General features: G+C 59.4%; 15 protein-coding genes. 9 read left to right on the top strand and 6 right to left on the bottom strand.

Annotated elements, in window-relative coordinates:
- Positions 1 to 92 precede the first annotated feature (92 nt).
- The 3 genes from BLR13_RS08360 (at position 93) to BLR13_RS08345 (ending at position 4,350) form a co-directional block, all read left to right on the top strand.
- Positions 93 to 1,253: an IS30 family transposase gene (locus BLR13_RS08360; protein WP_074825569.1), complete on the top strand. Its 1,161-nt coding sequence runs from the start codon at positions 93 to 95 to the stop codon at positions 1,251 to 1,253.
- 383 nt (positions 1,254 to 1,636) lie between these two features.
- Positions 1,637 to 3,220, top strand: a complete 1,584-nt coding sequence (gene ltrA, locus BLR13_RS08350; protein WP_074825571.1) for a group II intron reverse transcriptase/maturase — start codon at positions 1,637 to 1,639, stop codon at positions 3,218 to 3,220.
- A complete protein-coding gene (locus tag BLR13_RS08345) occupies positions 3,187 to 4,350 on the top strand; it encodes an IS110 family transposase (protein ID WP_083387627.1) in 1,164 nt (387 codons plus the stop codon). Before ltrA ends, BLR13_RS08345 begins: the two co-directional genes overlap by 34 nt.
- 730 nt (positions 4,351 to 5,080) lie before the next feature.
- On the opposite strand, the gene BLR13_RS08340 is transcribed toward BLR13_RS08345, so the two are convergent.
- Both BLR13_RS08340 and BLR13_RS08335 read right to left on the bottom strand, forming a co-directional pair.
- Positions 5,081 to 6,457, bottom strand: a complete 1,377-nt coding sequence (locus tag BLR13_RS08340; protein WP_074831760.1) for a SagB/ThcOx family dehydrogenase — start codon at positions 6,455 to 6,457, stop codon at positions 5,081 to 5,083.
- A 95-nt stretch (positions 6,458 to 6,552) separates the two neighbouring features.
- Entirely contained in the window at positions 6,553 to 8,799 is a 2,247-nt protein-coding gene (locus BLR13_RS08335) for a TOMM precursor leader peptide-binding protein (protein ID WP_074825574.1), read from the bottom strand.
- Between the two features lie 920 nt (positions 8,800 to 9,719).
- Between BLR13_RS08335 and BLR13_RS08325 the strand changes: the two genes are divergently transcribed.
- A complete protein-coding gene (locus tag BLR13_RS08325) occupies positions 9,720 to 10,598 on the top strand; it encodes a VOC family protein (protein WP_074825576.1) in 879 nt (292 codons plus the stop codon).
- 21 nt (positions 10,599 to 10,619) lie between these two features.
- Here the strand turns inward: BLR13_RS08325 and BLR13_RS08320 are convergent, their stop codons facing one another.
- Complete coding sequence (locus tag BLR13_RS08320) at positions 10,620 to 11,048, bottom strand: hypothetical protein (protein ID WP_074831762.1); 429 nt, start codon at positions 11,046 to 11,048, stop codon at positions 10,620 to 10,622.
- Between the two features lie 1,197 nt (positions 11,049 to 12,245).
- On the opposite strand from BLR13_RS08320, the gene BLR13_RS08315 reads away from it, so the two are divergent.
- The 4 genes from BLR13_RS08315 (at position 12,246) to BLR13_RS08300 (ending at position 16,763) form a co-directional block, all read left to right on the top strand.
- On the top strand, positions 12,246 to 13,397 hold the full coding sequence (locus BLR13_RS08315; protein ID WP_074825578.1) for a hypothetical protein: 1,152 nt from the start codon (positions 12,246 to 12,248) through the stop codon (positions 13,395 to 13,397).
- Positions 13,398 to 13,419: 22 nt separating this feature from the next.
- Complete coding sequence (locus BLR13_RS08310) at positions 13,420 to 14,487, top strand: DUF4062 domain-containing protein (RefSeq protein ID WP_074825580.1); 1,068 nt, start codon at positions 13,420 to 13,422, stop codon at positions 14,485 to 14,487.
- A 760-nt stretch (positions 14,488 to 15,247) separates the two neighbouring features.
- Entirely contained in the window at positions 15,248 to 16,042 is a 795-nt protein-coding gene (locus tag BLR13_RS08305; protein ID WP_283806925.1) for a catalase, read from the top strand.
- An 85-nt stretch (positions 16,043 to 16,127) separates the two neighbouring features.
- On the top strand, positions 16,128 to 16,763 hold the full coding sequence (locus BLR13_RS08300; protein WP_074825586.1) for an ankyrin repeat domain-containing protein: 636 nt from the start codon (positions 16,128 to 16,130) through the stop codon (positions 16,761 to 16,763).
- A 127-nt stretch (positions 16,764 to 16,890) separates the two neighbouring features.
- On the opposite strand, the gene BLR13_RS08295 is transcribed toward BLR13_RS08300, so the two are convergent.
- Genes BLR13_RS08295 through BLR13_RS08285 form a run of 3 tightly spaced genes read right to left on the bottom strand, consistent with a single transcriptional unit; the run spans position 16,891 to position 19,007 of the window.
- On the bottom strand, positions 16,891 to 17,871 hold the full coding sequence (locus BLR13_RS08295; protein ID WP_074825587.1) for an agmatinase: 981 nt from the start codon (positions 17,869 to 17,871) through the stop codon (positions 16,891 to 16,893).
- Positions 17,868 to 18,353 carry a winged helix-turn-helix domain-containing protein gene (locus tag BLR13_RS42410; protein ID WP_349517037.1) on the bottom strand — a complete coding sequence of 162 codons (486 nt, stop codon included), beginning with the start codon at positions 18,351 to 18,353 and terminating at the stop codon, positions 17,868 to 17,870. Before BLR13_RS42410 ends, BLR13_RS08295 begins: the two co-directional genes overlap by 4 nt.
- A 12-nt stretch (positions 18,354 to 18,365) precedes the next feature.
- A complete protein-coding gene (locus BLR13_RS08285; protein ID WP_074825589.1) occupies positions 18,366 to 19,007 on the bottom strand; it encodes a glutathione S-transferase family protein in 642 nt (213 codons plus the stop codon).
- Between the two features lie 225 nt (positions 19,008 to 19,232).
- Here BLR13_RS08285 and BLR13_RS08280 point away from each other — a divergent pair, with 225 nt between their 5' ends.
- A complete protein-coding gene (locus BLR13_RS08280; RefSeq protein WP_244525229.1) occupies positions 19,233 to 20,462 on the top strand; it encodes a GlxA family transcriptional regulator in 1,230 nt (409 codons plus the stop codon).
- Positions 20,463 to 20,976 lie beyond the last annotated feature (514 nt).

The following is a 20,976-nucleotide window of genomic DNA, read 5'->3' as shown; positions in this document are numbered from 1 at the left end:
CAACCGGGCCGCTCTGACGATGTCCGTTAATTGGGGGCGGTCTCAACCGATCGACGCAACACTTTATCTTAGAGGAAAAGATGGAGTGTCGGATGGAGCGGAGATTTCATAGAGGGTTTACCACGGCCGAAAAGACGGAATTATGGGACCGTTGGAAGCGCGGGGAGTCGCTGAAGGCGATCGGACGAGCTTTTGGTAAGCAGTCATCGTCGATCTATTTTGTGGTTTCCCCGCATGGAGGGTTTCGTCCTTCGGAGCGACGTCGCTCCAGGCTGGCATTGACGCTTGCGGAACGCGAGGTGATTTCCAGAGGCGTTACGGCACGCCAATCGTCCCGGTCGATCGCCAAATTACTTGGCCGCTCGCCCTCGACGGTGAGCCGTGAAATGAGCCGCAATGGCGGCTGTGATCGCTACCGGGCGACAGTTGCGGACGAGAATGCCTGGGCACGATCTCGTCGTCCAAAATGTTGTAAGCTGGCGACCAATCCGCGGCTTCGGCAGGTGGTGGCAAGGAAGCTCAGATTAGATTGGTCACCCGAGCAGGTCGCCGGCTGGCTGAAGAGAACGTTTCCTGAAGACGAGTGCAATCAGGTGTCACACGAGACCATCTATCGCAGCCTGTTTGTCCAAGCGCGCGGCGTGCTCAAAAAAGAGCTGCTTTGCCATCTTCGATCGACGCGCTCGATGCGTCGCTCCAGACCGGTTGATCCGAATGGCGATAGACGGGGACATATGAAGGATGCCGTCTCAATCCGTCAGCGACCGGCTGCGGTTGAAGATCGGGCGGTGCCTGGCCATTGGGAGGGCGATCTGCTGTCCGGGCCGAATAACAGCTACATCGCGACCTTGGTCGAGCGTCAAACGCGTTACGTGATGTTGGCCAAGGTGGCAGGCAAGGACACCCGGACTGTAGTCGATGCGCTCATCAAGCAGTCGAAGAAGCTACCAAAAGAGCTGTATAAGTCCCTGACCTGGGACCGGGGCAAGGAACTGACGGATCATCGCCGCTTTACGATGTCGACCAACATCGATGTCTATTTTTGCGACCCGCAAAGCCCGTGGCAGCGCGGGTCGAACGAGAATACCAATGGCCTGCTGAGACAGTATTTTCCAAAGGGCACCGATTTGTCGGTGCATTCGCAAGCCCATCTGAACAAAGTGGCTCGTCAGCTAAACGAACGACCACGCGAGACCTTGCAATTTGAAACGCCAGCAGAGAGATTTAACGCCTGTGTTGCGTCGACCGGTTGAGCCGGCAGGGGCAGATCGGAGTGCGCCGGGAGACCGGCAAGGAGTAGATGGTGGAAGTCCATCACGATGAAGGAGTAGCGAACCGCATCGACCCCGAGTCATGCGCAGATGCCCGCGAGGGCCTCGGCGAAGCGTTGACAGGGGAGCGCATAGGCCAGCCATTGAGCCGCGAAAGTACCCTCATTCTGGGTGCCGACGTCGTTCCGGTGACGGAAGGCAACACGGATGGGCGCGATAACGCGAGCGCCCAGACGGCCCGGCGTGGTCTTAGACACTGGCATGTGCGCACGCTCTTTGCTTGGGAACCGGGAGATCTCATGGTCGGCCAGCACCAGTATGCGTGCTGCACTGGCCCGCGTCGGGAAGGCGAGGAGCCGTAGCCGATGATGTACGATCATGAGAAGTCTGACCCCGCCATAGTAGCTGTGAAGCCAACGAACAAAGCCGGGCAACCGGCTGTGGAGTTGGTGGAGCCAAGGGCGGGGGCCGAGGGGAATGTGCGTCAGCAAAGCACGGGCCGGGCACAGTACCGGGGAACCGTGTCACAGGCGCTGGAGCGCATACGGCAAGCCGCAAGGCAAAGGAAGAAGGAGAAGTTCACCGCGCTCTTCCATCACGTCAGTATTGACCATCTCGCAGAGGCATTCTCTGAACTCAAGGGGAATGCTGCAGCTGGAGTGGATGGGCTGACATGTCGGGATTACGAGCAGCACCTTGAGCGCAATCTTGAGGACCTGCATGCTCGCGTCCATCGGGGAGCGTATCGGGCACTACCGTCGCGGCGGGTTTACATACCCAAACCGGATGGTCGGCAACGCCCGATCGCGGTCGCCGCCCTTGAGGACAAGATCGTCCAGAGGGCCACGGCTGCGGTGCTGAGCGCGATCTACGAGGAGGATTTCCTCGGGTTCTCGTATGGGTTCCGACCCGAACGCAGCACGCACGATGCGATGGATGCGCTCATGGTCGGGATCACCAGCACAAAGGTGAACTGGATACTGGACGCTGACATCCGCTCGTTCTTCGACACGGTGAGCCAGGAGTGGCTCATCAGGTTTGTAGAACATCGCGTCGGCGACCGACGTATCATCCGCCTGATCCAGAAATGGCTCAAGGCAGGCGTCCTGGAAGACGGAATCGTGACGGTCAGTGACAAGGGGACCGGGCAGGGATCGGTGATCTCACCGCTTCTGGCCAATCTCTACTTACACTACGTTTTCGATCTCTGGGCCGAGCGCTGGCGACGGCGTGAGGCAGCGGGCAATATGATCATCGTGCGCTACGCCGACGACCTCATTGTTGGCTTCGAGCACGAGACCGACGCCCGTCGCTTCCTCGACGAGATGCGTAAGCGGTTACAGGAGTTTGCACTGTCGCTTCATTCGGAGAAGACCCGGCTGATCGAGTTTGGACGCTTCGCGGTGGAAAACCGCAAGCGGCGCGGGCTCGGCAAACCGGAGACCTTCACCTTCCTGGGCTTCACCTTTATCTGCAGCAAAACTCGTCGGGGCAAATTCCAAATCAAACGAAAGTCCCGGCGCGATCGCATGCAGGCAAAGTTGCAAGCCATCAAACAGGAACTGCGACGGAGCATGCATCAGCCGATTCCCCAGCAGGGAAGATGGTTGCAGCAGGTCGTCACCGGTTACTTCAACTACCACGCGGTGCCGACAAACAGTTCGTCACTGTCCGCGTTCCTATTCCACGTTACCAATCTCTGGCGGCGAACGCTGCAGTGGCGGAGCCAAAAAGATGGGATGACCTGGGAGCGGATCAAGCGGTTGGCCGACCACTGGCTCCCGAAACCGCGAATCCTTCATCCGTGGCCAGAGAGTCGCTTCGCCGTCAGACACCCAAGGTGGGAGAAGCTATGGGGCGGGCGGCGGAGGTCGTGGCACCTTCATCGTCCATACGAACCGATGGAGGTTGCCCCGTGGCCCAAGTCAATGATCTCAGCCGAAGCCTGACCGCGTTTAATCCGATCTCGACCTTGGTGGTGGTCGTCGAGATGAGCAAGGCGAGCTGGCTGGTGAGCGGCGTTGTTCCTGGCGTCGAGCGCCAGCCGTTGAAGAAACTGGAGCCGGATGCGACGGCACTGTTACGATTGATCGAGCGGTGGCGGAACGAGGCGGTGCGTGCTGGCCGGCCAATCAGCCGGATCGCGCTGGCCTATGAGGCTGGCCGCGACGGCTTCTGGCTGGCGCGCTGGCTTATTGCTCGTGGGATCGAGGCGTATGTCATCCATTCGGCAAGCGTTGCGGTGTCACGCGAGCGCAAGCGGGCGAAGACAGATCGTCTGGATGCGGCGATGTTGATGCGCGTATTCCTGGGATGGTTGCGCGGTGAGCGGGGGCACTGCGGGATGGTGGCGATCCCGACGATGGAGGAGGAAGATGCGAGGCGCCCGAGCCGCGAGCGTGAGAGCCTTGTCGACGAGCGCTCACGCATCACCAACCGCATGAAAAGTGCGCTCGCTCGCCTCGGGATCCGGGGATTCAAGCCACATCTGCGCAAGGCGCCTGAGCGTCTGGCAGGTCTGCGGACAGCGGAGGGCACGGGCCTGCCGGCAAACACCATCGAGGAGTTCCGGCGCGACATGGCTCGGCTGGCACTGGTCCGTGAGCAGATCAGCTCGATCGAGAAGACGCGTGCCGAGCGGCTCGAGCGGGCACCAGATACAGGGCCGCATGCGATGGTGCGGCTGCTCGCCAGGGTGATCGGTATCGGCATCGAGACGGCGGACATGCTGGTGCGGGAGATCCTGTCGCGGAAGCTTCGAGATCGAAGAGCGGTGGCGCGCTATGCCGGGCTCACGGGATCGCCCGACGACAGCGGATTGAAACGCCGAGAGAAGGGCCTGGCCAAGGCCGGCAATGCGCGGGTACGACGTGGGCTGATCCAGTTGGCGTGGCGCTTCCTGATGTTCCAGAAAGACAGTGCGCTGGCGCAGTGGTATCGCTCGCGGACCGAGGAGCCGAGCGGCGCGCGCAAGACGACGATGATCGTGGCGCTGGCGCGCAAGCTGCTGATAGCGCTGTGGCGCCTGGTCACGACCGGCGAGGTGCCGGACGGTGTCGAGCTGCGGCCGGCCGCGTGAGCAACACTCTAGAACGAGAAAGGACAAACAGGGTTCGGCAACCTGACCGCACTTGATGCGCCGGGTAGCCGATGACGATCCGAGGTGGCGGCAATCCGCATTCGGCTATGGCTGCAATGCCGCTGAGAGAATGGACCCGCCGCCTCGGAGCCTTGCCCGTAGAAGCGTATGACTGCTTCATGGTCGGGACCCCATACGGGTTCAACCGAATACAAGCGTGGTTCGCGCGATTGATCGCGGCCAATGGCAGGCTCCCCTCGGATTATCGCGCGCCCAACCACCCGATCGCCGGCAGCCTGCCGCCGTGCTCGCGTCCGTCAAGGACAAGCCCTTCGGCGGCGCTGAAGAAGCGCCGTCCTTGACCGCCGCTGCGCGCGCCGGCGATGGAAATATGCGGTCGGGACGGAAGAATGCTCGTGGCGCGGGTCGAACAAAAGAATGGAATGCAAAGGACGACCAAAATGGCGTGACGCCCCCTTGACAAAGAAAGCCCCATACAAGCCGTATGCCCGAATTGGGCCCGTACGGATCTGTGCGGGGGGCGCGAGGTAACTCGCGTCCCTACCGCGAAAGTGGCTGGCCGACCGTCAAACCGACGCGATTGACCCAAAGCTGCCAATCTTGCTCCGCCCCGGTCGGATGAAACTACTTTAATGTGGGGTCCTTGAGGCTAGGGCCTAGGCCTCCGGCCATATGACTCCATCGTTGAAGCAAAAATGGAGGCGGCTCTCTAGTTTGCGACCAGCAGCTTCTTGCCGCGTCCGAGCGCGAATTGACCGACCGGACCCTCTACGTGGAATTCGAGCCCCGTCATTTTTGCAAACAGATCGATGTTGCTGGTGCCGATGGCGCAGCTACCAAGGCCCATATCGGTCGCCGTCAGGTAGAACGTCTGGATCATGCTGCCGACATCCTTCAGGATCAGCGAATATGCGATTGAGCTGTATTTCCAGGAGATCCGTCCAAAACGCGCGGCGATCGTGATCAAGACCTGAGGCGGACCGGGTGCGTCCATGGCAAACTCGGCTGCCGCCAAAAGTGCCTGGAGTTGCTGTGCGGAGGCCCCGATCGCCACCAGCGCGTGACCGCCCGCGTCGTAGTGGTAAAGTCCGCGTGCAAGCCCCTCGCAGTTCGAGACCGTCAGATACAATTCCAGTTCGTACGCGCTACCGGCCGATGGATAGGGTCTTGTGCTGTAGGTGATCTCAGGACCGCCTTCGAAATTCGCGTCGCTCTTCCATTCCGACAGCACGCGGGCTGTGGTGTCGAGAAAGCGCGCGAGTTCGGCGAGCGTGACCGGATGCTCGTCATCGAAATCTCGGACTGAATGGCGGTCGCGCAACAGCTTTAGGAAGGGCGAGATCGGATCCGAGGTGAAGAATTTGCGCAGGTCGATCTTCTTGCCGGGCCAAGGCGGACGCACCGCGGGCAGCGGTGAAACAACGCTTGCATAGGCGAAGGTGCTGCCAACCGGATTGGCCTGTCGGCCCTCCGTGCTCCGCGTGTGAAACACGAGATCATGGAAATCCCAGAGAACAAGATTGCCGTCACCTTCATTCACCCGAAGGCCGTCGCCGCTGTTCGCATCGAGCTTGAGCAGGAACTGGCTATCCAGCAGCAGTTCGAACAGATCGAGGTTGAAGAAGGTCACATGGCGGCGAAGCCTGCTGATCTTCTGAGGCCGCGACAGCGCAGCGAGGGTGGCGGCAATCGCGGGATCGCCAATTCGAAACAGCGCGCCTGAGCGCGGCGATTCCAGTACCATCTCGTTGCCACGCCGGCGCAGGTTGGCAAAGCGCGACAACACGATGCTGTCACCCTCACCGAGCCTTGCGCGTTGCGGCCAGTACTCAGGGACCTGGGGCTCGATGACCACGAGAACCTGCTCGTCACGCGGAAAAGACAGGCGATATTCGAGCAGCCCGTGCCGCGCCAGTCGATGCACCAGGACGTCGACTTCCCTCGCGATGGCGCTCTTGCCGGCAAAGGACGCGAGCGGCAGGCCGTCGGTCAAATTTCGCGCGCGGTCCATCGCGGCCGTGCTCAATTGTCCCAGATTGACGGAATGGCCGTCCACGAAGGCGGTGATGCTCCCGTCCGCCTGCATCTGCAGGGAGAAATGACCGTTCAATCGGGCGGTGATGACGGACGCGATCTTCCTGGTCGGCTTTTTGCGGGGAGCGCGCACGGAAGACCGGCCTTTCAGGTGTGCGGCAGGAACGGAGTGAGTTCGCTCTCCAGTCGCGGGCGATCCAGCAGCCCAAGCTTCACCGGGACGTCGTAAAGCCGGCCGGGCCCGAAGCGGCGATAGAAATGCCGCAAGCCTGGAACAAGCACTCTGACGACAGGGACCTCGACGTCGGGCCGCGTCTGGTCGAGCACGAGGAAATCGTATCCTGCTCGGACCGCAATCTCGACGCAGGCATTGACCTGGTCGCGCGTATTGTCGTGCACCTTGATGCCTGGCGCCGGCGGGACGATTGGATTGTCGCTGGGGATCAGGAACGGATAATCGTCCAGCCGCAGCGGCGTGACACCGTCAAGCGACGGTTTCTCGCCGCTTCCGCCGTCCATCATGCCAATCGAGATGAACTGGGTCAGCTCGGTGAGGGAACGCAGCAGAGCTATGCGGCGATCGAAATGCGAGCCGGAACCGAACTCGATATTTTCGCGTCCGTTCTGCATCCAGTGCATGATCGCAACGTAGGAGGGAATGCCGAGATCGCTGGTGATGTCGAGCACCCAGAGCCGGCGCCCCGCATCGGCAAACTGGTCTTGAAGATCCCGCACGTAGGAATCCTCGAATTGCGTGAGGTCCACTTCGGCACGCCGCACGCGGTTGTACCACCAGATCGCGTAGGCATCGCGTTCGACCAGTTCGAGGAAGCCTTGAACGATGGCCTCCTCGCGGGTGTTGCCGGCCGCGCACCCGTTGGAATCCGTGTGGAAGCCGCCATAGAAGAAATACAGCAGGCCGGTCGGAAGATATTTGAAGCGCTTGTCGCGTAACGACCAGACCGGCGACCACTCGGTCCTGGTCGAGGGGTCGAACGGTTCGGGAACCGGATGTGAATCGTCCGGCTGCGGGGCATGCCTGTTTTGAAACTGCGTGTCGCTGAAGAACTGGACGTCGTTGGGAAGAAGAGCGTCACCGGGAGCGAAATCGGCAAAGCGGCGCTTCGTCCTGATCTCGTCACCCTGGAAAATGCCCGAGTAGCGCTCGATCGCCTCCATCAGCGCGCTCGCCTCGCCCTGCTCGGCCGTGGAGCCCTTGCCGAAGCTGCCGCCGCTCAGGGCGGACCTGAGCTGGTCGACGTTCCAGGCCGGCGCAGAGAAATTGTGGTGGGCGAAAAAATTGGTGTTCATCGGCAGATCGGCCTCGATCCGCTCGAGCCGCGACACCACGCCGGTCAGCGGACTGACATGTTTGCGGAACCGCGCCACGGTGGCTCGCGACGTCACGGTGCGGTATCCGCCGCTGGTCATGACGAGCCGTCTGCCCTCGGCAATGTCGATCGGCACTGCTGCCCGTCGCGGATTCCGCAGCTTCTTGCTGCCGCAGGTCCGACATTGCGGGCGTTTTGCGACGTAGTGCCTGGCGATGGCAGCCCCGGTCAGGTCGAAGCTTGCGATGTGATCGCTGAGGTCAGTACGAAATCCCGAGGCGATCGCCTTCGCGATTTCAACCGCAGCGAAGTGGATCGCGGTCTGTCCTACGGTGTCGTTGACCAGGGGCGATACGGCGACCGCTTGCGCCGCTCCGCGGTCGAGAAATCCCTTGATCTCGCGATTGCGGATCATGCGATCGAACAGGCAGGTCCAGCAGGCGCTTTCGCCCGGCTTGAACACAGGCCCCACCAGTGGAAACACGCCGGACGGCTGGACCAGCAGCCAGGGCGTCCCGTCGGCCACGCGTCCCGTGTTCACATCGGCGAGCCGCCGTTCGAGGTAGTCGTTCACAAGCGTGATGATGAGCCTGGGCGACCGCTGGGTGATTTGAACCCCGAGCTTGCTCAACGCCGCGCTCAGTTCGCCGGCGCCTTTGACATCGATCGATTCCACCCGCACGGGCCAATTGCGCAGGCTCTCTTCGGCGACCTCGAGAGGCAGGCCGAGGCTTGCCCAATATCCATCAACGGCGCCTGCGTATGCGTGCGATGCTCCACTGACGACGTACCGGCGCTCCAACAACCGCCTGATCGCCTCCTCGATCTCGGCGACGGGAAAACTCTTCGAAAGCTGGCGGATGATCTCCGGCGCAGCCTTGCCATTTTTTCCGATCGCGCTCGCCACGGCGCAATACAGATCGCCGTGCAGGAAGAACTTGCGGTTCTCCGAGTAGAGACAGACCACATTGGGAGGAAGCAGATAGGCGGTGAAGTTCGGCGCGAATCGCAAAATGCTCTTGCGGGTCTGCCGCGCAGCGCGACTCATTCGATTGACTGTCATCGGGCAGCACGCTGATCCTGTTCCCGTCATTTCCGATTGCCGGCGCACGACGAACGCCTGGCCCGGCCCGACTTGTGCGTCGAGCTCGACCACCGGCCATCTTCGAATAAGTTGGAACATACTCGCTCGCCATCGGCAAGTTGACCAGCCAGGCGCAGCGAACGCCTCAACAAAAACAGCAAATTGGCCGGGTCGTTTGCGAGCCCGGTCAATGAAATCGTGACTTGTCGATACACAGTCGGGGAGCGCTGTTGTCTAGCACCAGCGGCAGCGGCCCCATGATGCACAGCACCCTGTGCATGCCACCCCCACGCCGATCCAGCCAACGCCGCAGCCCCCGCAACCGACGCCGCAGCGACAGGCTCTGCAGCCTGCGCAACCTCTGCAGCCACCGCAACCTCTGGCCGCGCAGCCACCGCCGCAGCCACGACAGCCACCGCATCCCCGCGCGAGCAGCACGCCGCTCAAGGTTTTCTCATCGTTGGCGAGATGGAAGGTGGCGAGGCTGACGTCCGCGAGTTCTTCCTCGCTGAGCGTGGTGAACTGGCCGGGCGCGAAGTTCGGCCTTTGTTGAAGCTCGCCTGGCGGCACCGCGGACGCCGCCGCGCTTCCGGCCAGCGAAAAAGTCAGTCCGGCGAAACCGAGCGCCGGTACTGCTGCTTTGGTCATTCGCTTCTGTTTCGAAGCTTGCTTCGTCCGCTGCATGGCCGCATCCTCCGTGGCTGGAAGTACGATCTTGGTGGGATGATCCTACGCCTAGCAAACAGGGCGAGCAAGATTCACGCGTACACAAATGTGTTGGGCTCGTTCAGATGCATTCATCTTCATGAACGACATCGCGGCAATTTCTTGTCGCTTATACCGAACTGCCGCCATGATGCAGTGCGCAATCGTCTGCCCGCGCGAACGGGGAAGCTAGCTTGGTCGATCAACTCGGACGCTTCGCTTGGTATGAGCTTCTGACGACGGACAGGCCGTCGGCGGCTGCTTTTTACGCCGAGGTCGTCGGCTGGACCGTGAAAGATGCGTCGAGCCCGGAACTTGCCTACACGCTGCTGACTGCAGGCGACGCTCCGGTCGTCGGGCTCATGGATCTCCCCGAAGAGGGGGTGCGAATGGGAGCAACGCCGAGATGGCTCGGCTACGTCGCCGTCGATGACATGGATGCGAGGACCTCGCAGATCCGCCGGCTTGGGGGCGCGATCCTGGTATCGCCGACCGACAGCAACATCGGCCGCATTGCGGTGGTCGCCGATCCGCAAGGAGCGACGCTTGCGCTGGTCACAGGGCTGACATATGGCCAATCGCAACCGAGCGGGTTGGACCAGCCCGGGCGCGTGGGCTGGCACGAGTTGCTGGCTGAAGACCGAAGCAAGGTCTTTCCGTTTTACGGCGAGCTTCTCGGCTGGCAACAGGCCTCCGTCGAAGCCGACCCGGCAAGCGTGTATGAATTGTTTTCGGCGGCCGGGCAGACGATCGGCGGCATGCTCACCAAGCTTCCGGGCGTATCGCAGGCGTGTTGGCTCCATTACTTCAATGTCGACGACGTCGGCGCGGCGGCCAGGCGGGTCAATGCTCGCGGCGGTCGGGTTCTCCAAGGGCCTATCGAGTTGCCCGATGATTGCTGGATCGTGCGATGTGTCGATCCCCAAGGCGCCCTGTTTGCGCTGCAGGGGGCGTGGGATCAGAAGGGCATCGAGCGATCCTCCGCCTCGGAAGTCACCTGGTCCGCCAAATGGGAGGGCATTGCTTCACAGGGCAGGATGGTGCTTCCCAAGACGAAGCGACAAAAAAGCTAGGTATACGTTCCGCGTCTCTGGTCAACACGAGCGATACATCGCCTGCAATGGCTTTCCGCTCAAAAACATGATGTGAGGTGTGAGGCCGCCCCGACGTGCGATCCAGCGGCGCACCGGCGCCGGGTACGTCGAGTACAGCATCAAGGTCGCTTCGGGATCGGTGAAGGTACGCCCGTTGGGACCGTAATTCCAAACCGCATGGAAGCCGAGAGTCGCGCGCGACGTCACGCAGATTCTGTTTCGGGGGAGCTCGCCCAGGACAATGGTACATGCCGAGGCGCAGAGACCATCAATGATCACGGATTCGCCGGATGAGGCCAGTCGCTGATATTTGACGACGTAAGTCGCGATCCGACCGCCGTGATCATTCGAGATGCGTATTGCAGCACACGCCTCCGACACAGTTAGGATTAGGACAATTGCCGCAAGGAACCGGGTCATATACTTTATGTCCCCACCCTTGGGTTCGAGCAAACCGATTGGATCGCTTTGCGTGATGGCGAAGCCGCGACAAGCTCGTTCAGGTTCGTGGCAATGTCTGGGCGCTACCCGTAGCAGGGGGGCAGGACAACAGCAGTTCCCAAGGCTGCGGCTGAAACGAAAAACCTGAAATTGCTCCCGCAACCCGAGCGGCGGGATATGGTTATGACCTGCGAGGGAACTCTAACGGTGAGCCCTGTTGCAGCGCTTTGAATCGGAAGAGCCATTTTCCTGAAATCTTATTCCGCGCATAGGCCGCTCCAATCACGCCGTTGGCGGTGGCCGCAAAGTAGAAAATAGCAACGCTCTCGAGGTTCGAGGGCGCCAGCAAGTACATGCTCGTAATCCGTCTCAAGAAGTTCCCGCGTCCCTTCCTTTCCCGCGTGGGTGAGGTGATCGAATAGTGCGGGTCACTTTCGATATTGGCACATTTCGGACGTGCGCAATGGTGGCGGTGATGTCCGTTAGCAGGGCCAAAACGGACCTCGAGAAGGTTGGCACTAGCTTCCGAAAATGTCCCAAAGAGCAAGACCCCGAGCAGCACCAACGTCGTGCCAAATTCCCAAATTCCACTTCCGAGGGGCGGAGACCGGTTCGAGCAGGAATGCGTGAGTTCGATCCCTCCGTCTCCAGCCACGCATTCCGGCGTTCTGCCAGGCTTCCCAAGAGACCGCGGAATGCGCCGGAAATCCCGGCTTTTCGCGTATTCGCTTTCGTCTCTGGACTCCCACTTTGCCGAACTTGAGGGGGAAATTGCTGAAAGTCTCCGGCCGTTTCCGCGAATATTCCCGTTTTAGGGAGACTATCGGCGGAGACGGGTTCGATCAGGACTGCCGCCCGACTTTGGCACTCAGCTTCGGCCCAATCTCCCGGTCTCGGCGGTACAGAATTGGGAGCCTTTCGCTCTGACTGTCGCACGAGGCAGCAGAGGGGCGGATGGCTACCGCAAATACGGAAAAAAAGACCGATACGAACGGTGAAACGAACGTTAGATCAACTTGTAACAGGCCCCTTCAGCCGCAGGTAGAGGCGTTTCGGAATCACAGGGATTCCTATTCTGCAGAGCTGCTTGATGCTTCAGGGTTCCAGTACTATCGCTAACGCGATTCGGCTCTAGTGGCTCGTCAGTGAGGAATGATGCTCGGTAACTGTCTAATCCGAACGCCAATGAAGGGCGACAACTCGCTGGATTTAGGCGCGCTTTGCGAGGCGCTGCTGTTTTTTTCGAAGACGCACGTCATTCTTGATCAAGGGACTTTAGCCCTTTTCGCGAACGCAGGATTTCTCGACGATTTCATTGAGATGTTGAAGCGCGGCCACGTCACCGCGAGCTACGCGCCCGAGACGCCAGCACTGTTTACGAAAACTGAAGGAGGGCTTCGAGAGCACCTTTTTACGATCATCAGAACGGTCGGAAGCGAGCAAGGAGGCCCTCTAAAACGGTCTCCTGACGCCCTCCTTTATCAGCTCGAGAAGCATTTCGCCGACAAAGGGAAGGCGAGAGCTCATCACCGACAGTTATGCAAGTTCGTCTCCTTCAAATCTCTCGACAACGGGAAAGCGGTTGCAAAAGCTGCCGACGATATCGCTGACCCGAGGTTTGCCAGCGAGATTGCGCGAATGAGCCTCCTGCAGCTGGGAGTGCCAGCAAATGAAATAATGTTCTCACGGCTCACAGTATTTCCACTCGGTGATGGCAGGTTCGCCCTTGACACCGATATTGACTTCGCGAGCCTAACGAAAAAATATCCAAACGTCACCGGTCCGAATGACCTGTTTCCTGGTGTCGGCGATGCTCGCCTCGATATCTTTATGGCTGCCGAACACAATGCGGCGTTCATCGGCAACAGCGCCAATCAACGCATTGTTGAAATGGTCCTTAGCAAGGCCATTGGTGCGCAGGCGAACTCGCGAGACGTTCCTCGGGATATTTACGATTTCATTTCGCTTGATACGCCATCCGTACGCGAGGCCATTAACAGTGGCGAACGCACGGCTCGTGAGTTCATTGACCTCCTCGGGAGCGCCGATAGTTTTAAGAAGTGGCTGAATGCTCAAAATCCTGACAAGGACCTTATCCAAGAGATGTTGCGGGAAAAAACGAGCGTCGGTTGGTTGGAGAAACTGCCCGCGAAGGCCGCGCGCTTCGGGATATTTAGCGGAGCTGGATATTTTGCCGACATCGTAGCTCCGGGTTCAAGTACAATACTGGGCGCTGTTGACGGCTTCCTTATCGACAGGTTGGCTAAAAAATGGAGACCCCATTTCTTCGTGGAAAACAAACTGCGCGGATTTCTTGATAACAACCGCCTGAATTGACGGCGCGGTCTCGAAGGTTCCCATGCCATTTGCAGCACAAACGTATCGCGTCCTAATTGCGTCACCTTCCGATTTGGCCGAAGAGCGGGATGTCGCCACGGCGGCTATCAATGAATGGAACGCTTTACACTCGGCGGCCGAAGGAATCGTACTTCTACCTGTTCGCTGGGAAACCCATTCCAAGCCGGAGACGGGTGTCAGGCCACAGAAAGCTCTCAATGAGCAGATTGTTTCCACGGCTGACATTCTCGTTGGCATGTTCTGGACACGGTTCGGAACTAACACCGGTGTCGCGGATTCTGGCACGGTCGAGGAAATCGATCAGTTCGTTCAGGCATCAAAGCCAGCGCTCCTCTACTTTTCTCGGAAGCCGATCGATCCCGACCTGATCGATATGAAGCAGCACCAAAAGTTGAAAGTGTTCAAGCAAAGCACACGCACCAGTGCTCTCACAGGCGAGTTTCGCTCCAGCGCTTCACTACGCGACATCTTACTGCGTAACCTCACCCAACAAATCCGGCAGTTGAAGAAGCGACCGAAGCAAGACCGCATCGAGCAAGTTGCACGTCTGACAGAAATCTTACGCGTTCACAAAAAGGAAAAGATCACCCCGGAAGAGTTCGAAAAGTTCCGAGAGGATATGATCGGTCCCCAGCGTCGCGCAAAGGCAACCTCCATTGATCCCGTTAAACCCGGAGAAGTCAGTTCAAACGGCTTTCCAATCGGCTACCTGAAAAACGGGGATAAGGTTGAGTGGTGGCCTGACAGTGAAGATGACACCGCGCCGCCGATCCCGGTCGTTATCCGCCGAAATGACAACGATGTTGCGAAGGCCTCTCGCGAGTTTTGGGACAAGGTTTGGTGGAACCGTCATCAGAACTGGCTCTACCGCCTTTCGACTGGGGAAGAGGAACTAAAACCAGAGCAAAAGTCCATCTTCGCAACAGCCCGCAAAGCAGCCAAACGGATCGAAAAAAAGTATGGAACGAAAAACCTTGGTTGGGACGATTTTGAGTGGGGAATGGTCAACGGGAAACTGTCGGCATTGAATTGGGTGTTAGGCGATGATTGGGATTTTCTCGACACCTGACCCGTAGTGCGCCGCCACGGGGTTGGCGTTTGCGCAACTACAAAACCCTGCCACAAAAGCATATCAATAGCGGGCAAATTCGCTAGGTTTATCAAGACGCAAGGGCTTTAACGGCGGTACCCACCCATCTGTACCAGCATCTGCACCCGAGCGGACACGTATTCTGCAAAGGCGAAGCAGCACAGCTCATGCAAGGGCTAGTCGGTCATTAGTATCTATACAACAACTTTTGACCCACCGGTCCTGATATCGGGTGCTGAGGCATGCCCAGCTGGGCAAAGCTGCAATTTGCCTGTCGGCGATACTCGATGAACCAAAGATGGGCTCGGCCATCGACGCGGCCCGGCGGACGCAACGCGAGCTGCCTAGCATGCCGTGACGCCTGATGCCGACGACCGGTCTTGGCTTGCTGACCACCCACCGTCACCGCGAGGTCTAATCAACCCGACGCTGCCAATAAGCCTCTAGCAACCTTTGGGTTATTCGGTTTAGACCAATAGGCTCATGAGGCGATGTTGGCCCATTGAGCTGGGAAAGCTCGGCCACTCAGTATCGAACCAAAATATCTTTCAGCGGCATCTAATTTCGGCGGAATGCGAAATGTACTCCCCTAAGTTTCCATTGAAAATCGAAGACCTACGCAAAGTGATAGGTGCCAGTCGACTGAAAGCAGTTTGGAAAGCGCAAGTGCGGGACGCAATGCGAAAGCAGCCAATCCCCGATCCGCTCGAAAATCTAGACTTTCACGTTCGCCTGGACCCTGGAACAGCAGCATGCCGCGGATCCGAACTACGCGACCCGAGATCTGTATAACAACATTCGCGAGAGTCATTTTCCGAAATGGGACCTCTACGTGCAGCTTCTGACAGCGGAGCAGGTCGCGCAACTTCCCTATGACGGCTTCGACGACACGAAGACCTGGGACAACGTGCCGGAAGTCAAGTTTGGCACCATGACATTGAACAAGGTGCCGGATAATTACTTCCAGTACACCGAACAATCGGCGTTTGCGCCGGGGGTCATGGTTCCCGGTATCGAGCCGTCTCCGGACAAGATGCTGCAGGGCCGCCTGTTCGCATACGCTGACACGCAGCGGTACCGCATTGGGACGAACTATCAGGAACTGCCGGTCAATCGCCCGCTGGTGAAGGTCGCCAACAACAATCAGGACGGAAGCATGAGCTCCGTTCCGCAGGTCGGCGAAGTGAACTATGAGCCTTCCACCGCGAAGCAGGCGGGTGCAGTCACTCCCCAGCCGTCCTTCAGGTTGAGCGAATACCCGGTGTCCGGCGTGGCGCAGCAGACTGCGATCGCCAAGACGGACGATTTCAGTCAGGCCGGTGAGCTATGGCGGTCCTACAGCAAGCAGGATCAAAGCAACCTTGTTAAGAACATGGCGTCTGATCTGGATCAGATTCGCGACCATGGGGTGAAGGCCCGGCAGGTCAGCTACTTTTATAAAGCCGACCGCGACTATGGCACGCGACTTGCGGAAGCGACCCATCTGGACGTGAACGAGGTTGCTGCCCTTGCCACCAAGGAAGTGTCGCATTGAAACGGCAAGGGCTGCAACGCCGGTTCAGCCAGGAGTGAATGAGCTGTCGCGGGAAGCCGGGGCAGCGATTGTGAAGGAATCTGTGATGTCACGCATGTCAAACGCTTTTCTGATCGCGGCGCTGTTGCTTGTTCCCGTCGCATTAACGGCCCCGGCATCGGCGTTCGTTCGCCTCGCGGACACGCAGGACCGCGCTGCAAGTTCATCCGTGCACGACTTCGCCAACCTGAGCCAGGATCACATCAAGGAGCTATTTTTCGATGCCGCCCGACAGGGGCGCAACGACCTGCTGGACGGACTGATCCAGTCCGGGATGAAGCCGGACGAGCGGGATGCGAAGGGCTATACGGCGCTGATTCTCGCAGCGTACAACGGGCAGGCAAAGACCGTCGACTTTCTGATTGAGAAGGGAGCAAGTCCTTGCACGACGGACTCCAAAGGCAACAGCAGCCTGATGGGTGTTGCGTTCAAGGGGGAAACCAAAATCGCACAGCGCCTGATCGCCGCCCAGTGTGATGTAAATGCGCGCAACGACGAGGGCCAGACGGCTCTGATGATGGCAGCCATGTTCGGGCGCGCGGATGTCGTAAAACTGCTGCTTGTGAACGGCGCGAATCCTGAGCTTCGGGACAAGGCCGGCAACACGGCTGTGGGCCTGGCGCAGCAACAGGCCAACCCGCAGATGATTGCCCTGCTCACACAAGCCGCCAAAGGCCAGTGACCCACTGATCGCGAGACGCGGGCATCGTCAAATGGGGAGCCGGGATGCCGGCTTGGCGCAGACGCGCTGGGCGCCGAGGAGAGCAGTGTAATCACGGGGCCCGGACGGGCCAGTCCCGTGATCGATGTCAGGCGCGCCGCTTGGCGCGTTCGTGGAAGATCGAACCGATGAAATCGAGGCTGGTCCGTGCAGCGAGCAGCGACGTGATGCCGGACGGATCGTAAGGCGGGGAAACTTCGACGAAATCGACGCCCACCACTTCGAACCGCTTCGCGATTTCGCGTAGGAGGTCCTTGCCTTCGTAGTAGCTAAAGCCGCCATGGCTGATCGTGGCCGTTCCCGGTGCGATCGAAGGATCGAAGCTGTCGATGTCGATCGAAACATAGACGCGTTCGCCGTTCGGAATATGTGCGAGTGACGCGACCGCGCCCTGAGCCCGGACCTTGCGCAGCGGAACGACGTTGGTGCCGTAGACCTTGGAAGCTTCCCAATCCTTGCGGCTCACGGCGGCCATGTTATGGGGACCGAGCGTGGTGATGCCCTTCACACGCGGCATCTCGGATGCCCGCCGCATCGGGCTGCCGTGGCCCCAGCTGATGCCGTTGCGCTCGTCGAAGAAGTCGAAATGCGCATCCAGATGAACGATGTGGATCGGCTTCTCGTTGGAGAACGCCGCCACGGTCGCCATCGTGATCGCGTGGTCGCCGCCGAGGATGTAAGGCATGGTTTTGGCGTCGAGCAGGGCGCGCACGGCTTGCTCGGCGTTCGCCAGGCTGCGCTTCGTGTCGGCGTAGATCACATCGCTGTCGCCGGCGTCGACGACCTTCACTTCGGCTGCGGTCAGATACGTGACCTCGTCCTCAAAATCGAACACGCCCTCCGGCCCGAAGCCGTGAAACATGGAAACCTCGCGGATTGCCCGCGGTCCGAAGCGCGTGCCAACGCGATAGCTCGATGCCGTGTCTATCGGGATACCGAGGATGGCGACATCGGCGCCGTCGAGCTTATCCCAATCAGGGCATGCCGGTTGGCGAGCAAACGTTGCTAGACCGACGAAGGGCAAGTCCATCCGGTCGGGTGTGTTGCGGCTGGTGTTATCGGTTGTCATTGCAATATCCTTTCCACCGACCGCGGAGACAGGTCTCCGATGGCCGGATTGGTCGATCGTTCAGCAGTTCTCGTCGGTGTGGCTTGCGATGGGGTCGCACTGAGAACGAAGCCAGCGCCGCGGACATTGCGAATCATGGGCGCTTCATTTGACCCGTCGACCTTGCGACGCAGCCGACCCATATGAACATCGACAAGGTTCGTTTCAGGATCGAATTTATAGTGCCACACCTCTTGGAAGAGGATAGCCCGCGTTAGCAACTGGTCGCTTCGCTGCATCATGTATTTGAGCAACTGGAACTCGCGCGGCCTCAGGTCGATCGGCCGCTCGCCACGCTTCCCAGTCCGATCAATGAGATCGAGCTCTAGCGGTCCCACGCGTAGCATCGTTTCTCTTGGCTGGGCTCGTGGCAGAATCCAAGTGCCGACAAACGGCAGGTCGATCGGGTCGGGCGTGTTGCGGTTGATGATGTCAGTAGTCACTGCAATGTCCTTTCAGCAGATCTCGTCGGTAATGCCTTCGCGCTCGTAGGCGCGTCGCACCGACGGTAGAGCGGTTACCTTGTCGAGGAGTTTTGCGATGTTGAAACGCGAGCGGGGCGGTCTGGCCATCGGGCGCGCCCAGCGGCAGAGCATGACGAGATAGAAGTCGATGGCGCTGAGTTTGTTGCCGAGGAACAATGGGCCATTGGCCTTGAGATGATCTTCGACGACATCAAGAAAGCTGCGGGCACGCGCTTCTGCGCTGCGCTTGACCACTTCCGTGGCTGTCGAGTTCTTACCGGCCAGACGCTCCGGATATTGCCAGATCATCAACTCTTCCTGCAGCGAGTTCGTCAGAAAGGTCAGCCACTGATAGAACTTTGCGCGCTCTGGCGTTCCGACCTTCGGTGCAAGCCCGGCTCTGCCATGTTGATCGACAAGGTGAAGTACGATGGCAGCGGCCTCAGACAAGACCAGACTGTTATCGACCAAGGTCGGGATACGTCCGTTCGGATTGAGCTTGAGATATTCCTTGGATTTCTGAGCGTCCTTGGTCCGGTCGACGAGCAGAAGCTCATATTTGGCGCCGAGCTCTTCGAGCAGCATGTGCGGCGCTGCATTGGCATTCGCGGGAAAATAGTGAAGCTGATACATCGGTGCGTTCCTGTTTGGTATTCTGGGGAGAAGATGGACGCATGCGGACATCACGGGGATTTTGGCCCACCTTGATAGCGTCGGGTGGATCCACCGTCGTTCGCCGCCAGCTGCAAACTTGACGCTGAACCTTCGTCTGCGAGCGCAGAATTGAAGTTGCTTTGGGAGCTGAGAGATGAGCTTTGTGCGGTCTGCCTGGCCTCATCCGGCCAGTAACTTTTGTCCGTGATCGTTGAACCGGCGTGGGCCGCTGTAGATATCGCCATCAGCCGCAACAAGAGCGAAATCGTGAGAAGGCGTTTTTTTAACATCGTCGAACTCCATCGTTGTGCTGGATTTTGCACTGATCTGGAAATAGAATTCTGTAAGCTTGGCCACAACAACCGGAAGCCGACGATTCTGGCCAAAGACACGCCATATCCGGCCGTGCAGGGTTTAGGTTCTGGCGCTCGAAGAGCGCGCAAAGAAAGGATGAAGAAGATGAGTGCGAAACCGGCGCGGAGGTCGATTGCCATTGTCGTGCCGCCGAACGCGCAATCGCTGGACGTGTCGGGTCCGCTCGACGCCTTTCTTGAAGCAAACCGTCAATCATCCGGCCGGGTTCACTACGATGTCCGGCTGGTGGCCATCGATGCCGGCCGAACGATCAGGGCAGGCGGCATGTCGTTGATTGCGGATAGTTCGATTTTCGACGATTCCAAGGCTATCGATACACTTCTTGTTGCCGGCACGCCTGACTTCGCACTCGCTTATTCGAGCGGAGATTTTCACACCTGGCTGCGCCGCCGCGCACCGAAGGCACGGAGATACGGCTCGGTATGTACCGGGGCGTTTTTTCTCGGCGCCGCAGGCCTGCTTGACGGATTGAATGCAACGACGCACTGGCAACACGCGGCAGAACTTGCGGAACGCTTTCCGGCAGCCAAGGTCGTGCCGGACCAGATCTATGTCGAGGATGGCTCACTATGTACGGGCGCCGGGGTCACCGCCGGGATCGATCTTGCTCTAAAGTTGATCGAGGACGATCATGGTCGGGATATCGCGCTGATGGTCGCTCGTCGGTTGGTGGTGTTTCTCAAGCGCCCCGGAGGTCAATCACAGTTCAGTGCGCACCTTGCGGCGCAAATCGCAAACGAGGGGCGGATTCAGTCCGTGCAACACTGGATCCTCGACCATCTTCCGCTCGATCTTACCTTGGCGTCCCTGGCGGAACGAGCTGCCATGAGCGTGCGCAATTTTTCGCGTGTGTTTCAAGACGAGACGGGCATTACACCTGCGGACTTTGTCGAGATGGCGCGCGTGGATTCGGCCCGGCGTCTGCTGGAGGAAAGCGATACCCCGTTGCAAAGAGTGGCTTCGCGCTGCGGCTTTGCGAGTCCAGATACAATGCGGCGGGCCTTCGTAAGGCGGATCGGCACCGGACCCAGTGACTATCGAGAACGATTTCGGCGATAGGTGTTCGGGGAAACAACGATACGTCCGCAAGTAGGCGCCTTTTGTCGGCTCGCAAATCTGAGCGATGCCCGCTTCAGGTGTGCGCCGTGCAAAGGCGGCGCTTTCCAGTGGGTGCAAGCCCCATCCGGCAATCGCTCCAGCCGGAAGCGATCGGAGCAGTCATTGAGGTAACGAAGTGGCTGAACCCCCATGGCGTCGATGACAGCCCGCGCGACCGCCGCCTCGAGCGTCACTGCCAAGAGTTGAGAAACGCCTTCGCGGTCTTTAGGTCGGCAGTTTCAAAGCCCTCACTGAAGCGATCGTACACCGACTGCAGAAGGGTGAGTGCCTCGGCGATCGGACCTTGATGCTGCTGCAGGCGCGCAAAGGCTTGTACGGGCTCACCATCACTACTTCCGGGTTTAGCTTTCGGTACACACAGGGCGAAGAAGGGCGAATTGTTTCTGATCGATAAAGCTGCCGGACGTGCTTCGAGGGCGCAGTTAGCATCGCCTTGTCGAGGTTCTGTACCGAT

The organism is Bradyrhizobium ottawaense, assembly GCF_900099825.1.
In the GTDB taxonomy this organism is placed as follows: Bacteria; Pseudomonadota; Alphaproteobacteria; order Rhizobiales; family Xanthobacteraceae; genus Bradyrhizobium; species Bradyrhizobium ottawaense_A.
Note: the sequence above shows the minus strand (reverse complement) of the source record. Positions and strands in the feature narration are given on the sequence as shown.

Excerpts from the sequence above, each read along its gene's own strand:
- BLR13_RS08360 (WP_074825569.1), top strand. The coding sequence starts at position 93 with ATGGAGCGGAGATTTCATAGAGGGTTTACCACGGCCGAAAAGACGGAA.
- ltrA (WP_074825571.1), top strand. The coding sequence starts at position 1,637 with ATGATGTACGATCATGAGAAGTCTGACCCCGCCATAGTAGCTGTGAAG.
- BLR13_RS08340 (WP_074831760.1), bottom strand. The coding sequence starts at position 6,457 with ATGCAGGCGGACGGGAGCATCACCGCCTTCGTGGACGGCCATTCCGTC.
- BLR13_RS08335 (WP_074825574.1), bottom strand. The coding sequence starts at position 8,799 with ATGACAGTCAATCGAATGAGTCGCGCTGCGCGGCAGACCCGCAAGAGC.
- BLR13_RS08315 (WP_074825578.1), top strand. The coding sequence starts at position 12,246 with ATGAAGGGCGACAACTCGCTGGATTTAGGCGCGCTTTGCGAGGCGCTG.
- BLR13_RS08310 (WP_074825580.1), top strand. The coding sequence starts at position 13,420 with ATGCCATTTGCAGCACAAACGTATCGCGTCCTAATTGCGTCACCTTCC.
- BLR13_RS08300 (WP_074825586.1), top strand. The coding sequence starts at position 16,128 with ATGTCACGCATGTCAAACGCTTTTCTGATCGCGGCGCTGTTGCTTGTT.
- BLR13_RS08295 (WP_074825587.1), bottom strand. The coding sequence starts at position 17,871 with ATGACAACCGATAACACCAGCCGCAACACACCCGACCGGATGGACTTG.
- BLR13_RS08285 (WP_074825589.1), bottom strand. The coding sequence starts at position 19,007 with ATGTATCAGCTTCACTATTTTCCCGCGAATGCCAATGCAGCGCCGCAC.